Genomic DNA, 4,937 nt, shown 5'->3' with positions numbered 1-4,937 from the left:
GGACGCAGCCATTGCGTCACTTCCTTCTCGAACACCAGCATGGCGCCGGAGAAGCAGACAAGCGTGATAATCAGTCCGAAGGGGACGGACAGCCACAGGTGTATGTGTCGGAATGCTTTTTTCATTGTTTATTCGTTGGGTTGGGATGATGTGTGGGATTTATTGGGCCTCCAGTCGTCCTACACCGTTCAACGAGGTGGCTTTTACGACCAGTCCCTTGCTGGCAGTAGCTGTCGAAGGCTCGATGCGATAGATGGCGGGATAGCCCGAAGTGGTAGTCACAGCGATGTAAGCCGAGCCGTTCTCCATGTAGGGTGTGTTACCGAAGCCGCTGACGTCGGTCGGCAGTCCGCTGACATAGGACAGGTCGCCGTTGCTGACGTTGAATATGGCCAGGCGGTTGGCCACCTTGTCCGAGGCGGTAATGGCTTTGTCGTACATCAGCAGCAGGAAGTAGTCGCCGCCGATGTACCAGCTGCGCAGGAAGGATGCGCCGTCGGCTTTCGCTTCGAGGTTATAATAGTAGTCGGGGTCGAAGTCTTCGGCCTTGGTGTCGATGCGCACCACGCCGGCGGGCAGGGTGGTTTGCTGACGGACGTCCTTCATCGTCTTGGCATACGAGGGCGAGAAGACGTACATGTAGCCGTCGTCGGCCAGCCAGTTCATCTGATAGTATTGTGAGCGGTTACGTCCGCAGGCGTAGCTTATCTTGTCAGTCTTGATGAGTTTCCAGTCGGTCAGGGTCTGGTCGGTGAAGATGGCCATCCAGCATTCGTTGGGGTATTGGGTCCATTGCAGTTCGTCCTTGTCGTAGGCACCGCTGCCACTACCGCCCGATTCGGTCTTGATGAGGTCCTCGTTGCCGGGCAGCACCCACTTGTAGCTGCCGTCGTCGTTCTTCTGCATGCAGCCGTATTGGCTGAGGCCCATGGGCACGGCGGCGGCATAGAGTCGGGTGCCTACCTGTGCCAGTCCGGCCAGGGTGACGTATTCACCGTTGCCCAGGAAGTTTTCGGAAAGGAAGGGCGTCGATGCATTGACCGTGTTGCTGGTGTAGGTCTGGTTCTCCACGTCCAGATACGAAGCCAGGAATGACTGGGGCACGTAGCCGTTCTCGTCCTTCAGTTCCGTGGGGCCGTCGCCTGTCGAGGTGGTCATGATGTAGCGGTCGTAGTAGCCGTAGGTGGTGAAGCGGTTGACGTAGTATTCCTGCGAACGCTTCTCCAGTGCACCGGTGTTGTTCAGGATGAACGATTGCGTAGTGCCTGCTTCGCCCTGATTGTAATTGAGTGCGTACAGGTAGCGGTTGGTGTAGAACACCCAGTAGGTGGCTCCTTCGTTCACCAGGCCGTTGCCTTGAGTGGTCACTTCGCCTTCGTCGAGCGAGGGGGCTGTCAGCAGTACGTAGGTATCGGTGCTGCTGCTGGTCACGGTGGCAGCTATCACGTAGTTGCCTGTCGAGGTGTTGGAGTTGTTGTTGCTTCCGCTTTGGTCGTCTTCCGAGCAGGAGGTAAGGGCCATGCCTGCCAGCGAGGCGGCAAAGAGGCCTGCAAGTAAGTGGTTCTTTTTCATATTCTTCTCTTTTTTATGTATTTGTTTTTGTTCGTTCCGATGGCTGCCATGGGGCAGGCTTCCGGCATGCTTTCCCTACGGCTTTGCATGGTCGGGGTATGGAGAGAGTGTACAATCATCCGGGATGATGGTAGGAATCATCCGTATTGATTGTAGGAATCATCCCGGATGATTGTACCCTCAGTCCGTAGGGTAGTAGGGGAACGTCTGCGGAATAGGCCGGCCGATGCAGTAACCTTGCAGGGCTACTGACAGACAGGTGCGAGAGAATTACTATATTTGTAAAACCCGAATAACAACAGAATTATGCTAAGACATTACATCAAAGTAGCGCTTCGGCTCATCCGCCGGAGCCTGCTGTTCTCCTCCATCAACCTGATGGGGTTTGTGCTGGGTCTGACGGCTGCCTTCCTCATTTACCTGTGGGTGGTGGACGAGCTGACGCACGACGACTGCTTTCGCGACGGCAACCGCATCTATCGTGTGACGGAGCTTCGCCGCGAAGCGGGCGGGGAGATTAAGGAGTCACCCCGCCTGCCACGCACTTTGGCCATGGACTTCCGGCAGAAGTTCCCGCAGGTGGAGGACGCGACGGCCATCAAGTACGGCGACAAGCACTCTTACGAGGCAGAGGACGGAAAGAAGATGACGGTGACCGAAGTTTACGTGGACAGCACCTTCTTCCGTTTCTTCACCTTCCCCGTGGTGGAAGGTACCCTCCAACGCATCAACGACAACCCGAACAACGTGGTTATCTCCTCCGAACTGGCCCGCAAGTTCTTCGGTTCGGGCCCTGCCGTCGGGCAGAAGCTGACCTTTTCGTTCGGCAACTCCACCAACGACGTCTATACGGTGGTGGCCGTGGTGGACATTCCCCGCAAAAGTCACATCCGCTTTGAAATGGCCATGTCGATGGATGCATATGGCAGGGGAGGCGTAAGCATCGATTGGGATACCTTCACGGAAAGCATGCACGTCTATGTCAAGATGAAGCAAGGATCGACCATGCTCCGCAGCGAGGCGCAGGCCATGAGCCGCCTGCTGGCCGACCGTGGCGAGAAGAACGTACGTCTCGGCTTCCAGCCCTTGCACGATATCTACCTGCATACCCGTTTTGCCGACCCCGACGTGGAGAAGCACGGCAACCTCTCCACCGTCTATCTGTTCATCGCCTTAGCGGTGCTTGTCATCTTCATGGGGGCGTTCAACTTCACTACCCTGTCCACCGCCCGCGCCTCGCTGCGCTACAAGGAGGTGGGCGTGCGCAAGGTGACGGGAGCCAAACGCCGTGTGCTCATCGGGCAGTTCCTGTCCGAAGGAATGGTGCAGGCATGCATCGCCTTGGTGTTGGCCATGGCATTGACCGAGCTGACACTACCCTTGTTCAACCGGGTGATGGAGACCGACCTGCGATTGGAGGCGAGTTGGAGCGTGGTGCTCTACATGCTCTTTGGTATCGTAGGTGTAGGTTGCCTGGCTGGCAGCTATCCGGCTTTCTATCTCTCGTCCGTCAATCCGTTGCTGGCCTTCAAGGGCGGGCGCAAGACGGGGCGCAAGGGCGGACTGATACGCGGATTAGTGTGCGTGCAGTTTGTTATCGCCTTGGTGCTGATGCTGTTGACGGGCATCGTCTTCAAGCAGCTGCACTACATGCAGAACAAGGACATGGGGCTGGACAAGGAAAACATTGTTTGCATTTATACCAGCCTGTGGTACAACGTAGCCGACTTCAAGCAAGAACTCCTGCGCAATCCCGATATCAAAGGCGTCTCCATGTCGTCGCCCATCGAGAACTTTGGCGAAGGCACTAATTACAAGGACGGCAGCAAGGTGGAGTGGACCGATGTGGACGGACGCACCGACTCTGTGCGCATGGTGCAGCTGTGGGCCGACGGCGACTTCGTGAAGACCTTCGGCATGCAGTTGGTGAAGGGCAAGCTGATGGATGACGACTTCAACAACTACTGGGATCAGGGTGAGACCAAGACCGCCGTCATCAACGAAACGGCCTGGCGCGCCATGAAGGTGGCCGACCCCATCGGGATGGAAATCCGTTCGGAGTGGGGAATGCCGCTGCGCATTGTGGGTGTGGTGAAGGACTTCAACTTCCAGTCCATGCGCGAGCAGATCAAGCCTGCCTACATCTGGTACAACCCCGAGGCTCTGAGCTATCTGTACATCAAGATAGCTCCCGAACGGCGGCAGCAGACCTTGGCCTTCATCAAGGAGAAGTTCGAGGAGTTTGCCAAGCGCGACGATGCCTTTATCAAGGATTTCAGTTACCAGTTCTTCTCCGACAAGCTGAACCAGAACTACGCCCGCGAGCATCAGCAGAGCCGTATGTTGCTGTTCTTCACCGTGCTGGCCATCCTTATTGCCATGATGGGTGTGTTCGGTCTGGTGGCACTCTCCACCGAGCAGCGCACCAAGGAGATTGGCATCCGCAAGGTGAACGGTGCACACTCCGACCGCATCGTGCGCATGTTCTGCCGCGAGTATTTAGTGTGGGTCGGCATCGCCTTCGTCGTGGCCTGCCCTATAGGCTACTGGCTGATGCGCAGCTGGCTCAGCGAGTTTGCTTATCAGACGCCCATCAGCTGGTGGCTCTTCCTGCTGGCCGGCCTGCTGACGGTGCTCATCACCCTGCTGACGGTCGTAGGACAGACGTGGCGCAAAGCTTCGCAGAATCCGGTGGAGTCGTTGAGATACGAGTAAAGGGCCTCACCCCCCGACCCCCGACCCCCTCTCCAAAAGAGAGGGGGAGGAGGGTGGATGTACACATATATAATATATTGGATAAAATGTCTAACCATTAAAACAATGTCTAACCCTTAAAAACAACGCTTCTACTCCCCCCTCTCCTTGTACCTTCCACTTTCCCCTCTCCTTGGGAGAGGGGTCGGGGGTGAGGCTTAGAATGTCTAATATGATCAAAGCCATTAATCTTACCAAAATATTCCGCACCGAAAGTGTGCAGACAACCGCATTGAACGAAGTGAACCTGGAGATACATCCGGGCGAGTTTGTAGCCATCATGGGCCCGTCGGGCTGTGGCAAGTCCACGTTGCTCAACATCATAGGCCTGCTGGATAATCCCACCTCGGGCGAACTGTGGTTCATGGGACAGGAAGTGTCCCAATGGAAGGAGAACGACCGTACCGATCTGCGCAATGGCAACTTAGGTTTCGTTTTCCAGAGCTTCAACCTGATAGACGAGCTGACGGTATTTGAAAACGTCGAACTGCCGCTGCTCTATGCTGGTGTGCCCGTCCGCGAACGGGTGGAGCGTGTGAACTGTGCCCTCGACCGCATGCAGATAGCCCATCGTTCGGAGCACTATCCGCAGCAGCTCAGCGGCGGTCAGC

The 4,937-nt window shown here is 56.4% G+C and carries 4 protein-coding genes; 2 read left to right on the top strand and 2 right to left on the bottom strand.

All coding sequences use genetic code 11. The features are described 5' to 3' along the window. Together QVP67_RS11720 and QVP67_RS11715 are read right to left on the bottom strand one after the other, a co-directional pair. Positions 1–125 (bottom strand): PepSY domain-containing protein (locus tag QVP67_RS11720; protein ID WP_288180158.1); only part of this gene is annotated, 125 nt, incomplete at its 3' end. A gap of 34 nt (positions 126–159) precedes the next feature. Beyond that, positions 160–1,572 carry a DUF4374 domain-containing protein gene (locus QVP67_RS11715; RefSeq protein WP_022163752.1) on the bottom strand — a complete coding sequence of 471 codons (1,413 nt, stop codon included), beginning with the start codon at positions 1,570–1,572 and terminating at the stop codon, positions 160–162. Positions 1,573–1,878: 306 nt separating this feature from the next. Between QVP67_RS11715 and QVP67_RS11710 the strand changes: the two genes are divergently transcribed. Together QVP67_RS11710 and QVP67_RS11705 are read left to right on the top strand one after the other, a co-directional pair. Then, positions 1,879–4,287 (top strand): ABC transporter permease, encoded by a 2,409-nt coding sequence (locus QVP67_RS11710; RefSeq protein ID WP_022163751.1) that lies wholly within the window; start codon positions 1,879–1,881, stop codon positions 4,285–4,287. Between the two features lie 211 nt (positions 4,288–4,498). Beyond that, positions 4,499–4,937 (top strand): ABC transporter ATP-binding protein (locus tag QVP67_RS11705; RefSeq protein ID WP_288180156.1); only part of this gene is annotated, 439 nt, incomplete at its 3' end.

Origin of the sequence: Bacteroides sp. CAG:633 (assembly GCF_000435115.1) — a bacterium.
Lineage (GTDB): Bacteria > Bacteroidota > Bacteroidia > Bacteroidales > Bacteroidaceae > Bacteroides > Bacteroides ndongoniae.
The sequence above is the reverse complement of the archived record's forward strand: the minus strand, read 5'-3'. Positions and strand labels throughout refer to the sequence as shown.

Bases quoted from the DNA above. Each gene is read 5' to 3' on its own strand.
- QVP67_RS11715 (WP_022163752.1), bottom strand. From the start codon at position 1,572: ATGAAAAAGAACCACTTACTTGCAGGCCTCTTTGCCGCCTCGCTGGCA.
- QVP67_RS11710 (WP_022163751.1), top strand. From the start codon at position 1,879: ATGCTAAGACATTACATCAAAGTAGCGCTTCGGCTCATCCGCCGGAGC.